This is a genomic window from Candidatus Erwinia dacicola, from assembly GCF_001756855.1.
In the GTDB taxonomy this organism is placed as follows: Bacteria; Pseudomonadota; Gammaproteobacteria; order Enterobacterales; family Enterobacteriaceae; genus Erwinia; species Erwinia dacicola.
Map to the genome: position 1 here is coordinate 1 of NZ_MAYS01000358.1, position 2,495 is coordinate 2,495.

The following is a 2,495-nucleotide window of genomic DNA, read 5'->3' on the forward strand; positions in this document are numbered from 1 at the left end:
AGTCGACGGGGAAACTGCTGGGATAACGCCCCTATGGAGCGGTTCTTCCGGAGCCTGAAGACCGAATGGGTGCCGACGAAGGGCTATAACAGCTTCAGCGAAGCCCAGGGCGCGATAATCCACTATATAACGGGATATTACAGCGCTATCAGGCCCCATTGGTATAACGGTGGTCTGACGCCCAACAAATCTGAGCGGCTGTAGTACTTACAGTCTAAAGTCTTTGAAAGATAAGACCTTTCAATAACACGAAAGGCTAACTCATCAATATCTTTGCAACAGTGCCGAATTTAGTGTCATTAGCAGGTTTTATTTATTCTAACCAACAATCATGTTGAAAAATCCTGAGTATAGTAGAGCTAAAATTTCACCATAATTTGATATAAATCAGATTATTTTATAATAAATGCTATTCTCACCATTTGTTCAAAACACGATTGGTCAGATCGGATGTTATCCTTCACTGGGCTACGTGGTGCAGGATCGTTGACCTGCGTGCGATGCTGTGCGTAAATTGCTCATCGCCCGCGTGGGCACATTACAGGGAAAATTGCATGGACAGCGCTATGTCAATTAAAAATTGGAGCTTTTCTGACCCGCTGATGCCCAAAATCAGCTAAGCTATATGTGCTCCGCTTCCCTCTTTAATACCTGAAAATCCTCAGGCTGCAGCTAACGCTTCTGCCGTCTGGAGTGTTTAAGGTTCAGTCTGACAAAAGGATGTTGTATGTCCGTAGCGCCTTCTCATGTTCAGCAGTTAGCTGAAGTTCGCAGCCGTATTCTGAACCTGCTTCTGAATGACAAAGACCTCGTCGATACCCTGCTGGAACGCCCGCTGCGCGAATCCGAAGCTGAAGCGGAGGTACATCGCCAGCAGGTTGAAGAGATTAAAGCCACGCTTCCCGTACTGCACGCGGCCGATATTGCTGACCTACTGGAGGCCCTGCCAGAGGATGAACGCCTAGCGCTGTGGCGACTGATTGGTAATGATCGCCGCGGCCGGGTACTGGTTGAAGCCTCAGAAAACGTCTGGGAAAGACTGATTGAGGAGATGAGCGACCGCGATCTGCTGCGCGCCATCAAACTGCTGGATATTGATGAACAGGTTTATCTAGCCAAATATCTTTCGCGCGACCTAACCGGACGCCTGCTGACCTCGCTGGATCCGGAACTGCGTTCGCGTGTGCTCGACGTGGTGGATTTTGACCGCGACCGCGTTGGCCGCATCATGGATTTCAAGTTGGTTACCGTGCGCGCCGACGTTACGCTGGCGACCGTCCAGCGTTTTCTGCGCAGTAAGAAAACCATCCCGGACGGCACGGACAAGCTATTTGTCACCGGAAAAAATAACAAGCTGCTAGGCGAACTGCCGCTGACGGAAATCCTGCTGAATACCCCAGGAAAACAGGTGTCGGAGGTGATGAACGCCAAACCCACCACCTTCCTGATTGATGATAAAGCGGAAGACGCGGCCGGTGCCTTTGAACGTTATAACCTGATCTCCGCCGCCGTTATCGATGCCAAGGGCAAGCTGATGGGGCGTGTCACTATCGAAGATGTCGTAGACTTGGTCAACGAAACCAACGACAGCAGCATGCGTAAAATGGGTGGGGTCAATCCTGAAGAGGATGTGTTTGCTCCTGTGCGTAAAGCCGTGCGCACCCGCTGGACCTGGCTGGCGGTCAACGTCTGCACTGCGTTTGTTGCCTCAAGAGTGATTGGCCTGTTTGAGGCTACGATTTCCCAACTGGTGGCGTTGGCCGCATTAATGCCTATCGTTGCCGGGATCGGCGGCAACACCGGCAACCAGACCATTACCATGATTGTGCGCGCCCTCGCCCTGCATCAGGTGGGATCCGGAAACTTCTCATTCCTGATAGGGCGCGAGCTTGGTGTGGCTCTGATTAATGGCCTGTTCTGGGGTGGCATCATGGGGGGTATTACTTGGGCGATGTACGGCAACCCGGCACTGGGCGGCGTGATGATGCTGGCAATGGTGCTGAATCTGCTGCTGGCGGCGCTGATGGGCGTGCTGATCCCGCTGCTGATGACCAAATTTAAGCGCGATCCGGCGGTGGGATCGAGCGTGCTGATCACCGCGCTGACGGACACCGGTGGCTTCTTTATCTTCCTCGGGCTGGCAACCATCTTCCTGCTGCACTGATCGCAGGATGTGACGCACTTGGCGGATTCAAGTTCGAAGTGCAACGCTAAGCCACCTGTCTTAGCTCTACAAAGACCACTGAAGGTTGCCGGAACCCAAGGGATTTCCGTGGCCTGCTATTCAGTGCTCCCTGGTACTTGCGGAGCTCGTCATCCGTCACTGCCGTCAGGTCAGTTCCTTTCGGGATAAACTGCCTCAACAACCCATTGGTGTTCTCCTTTAGCCCGCGCTGCCACGAGGCATATGGATGAGCGAAGTAGGTTTCCGCTTCCAACGCGTCAGCGACTTCCTTGTGCCGGGTAAACTCCCTGCCGTTGTCGAACGTGATTGT

At 52.9% G+C, this 2,495-nt stretch carries 3 protein-coding genes; 2 read left to right on the forward strand and 1 reads right to left on the reverse strand.

Annotated elements, in window-relative coordinates:
- Together BBW68_RS10200 and BBW68_RS10205 are read left to right on the forward strand one after the other, a co-directional pair.
- Window positions 1-204: integrase core domain-containing protein (locus BBW68_RS10200; protein ID WP_070133629.1), on the forward strand; the 204-nt coding region annotated here is incomplete at its 5' end.
- A 523-nt stretch (window positions 205-727) separates the two neighbouring features.
- Window positions 728-2,164, forward strand: coding sequence for a magnesium transporter (locus BBW68_RS10205; RefSeq protein WP_070135275.1), 1,437 nt, complete (start codon window positions 728-730; stop codon window positions 2,162-2,164).
- A 46-nt stretch (window positions 2,165-2,210) separates the two neighbouring features.
- Here the strand turns inward: BBW68_RS10205 and BBW68_RS10210 are convergent.
- Window positions 2,211-2,495 (reverse strand): IS30 family transposase (locus BBW68_RS10210; protein ID WP_070135276.1); only part of this gene is annotated, 285 nt, incomplete at its 5' end.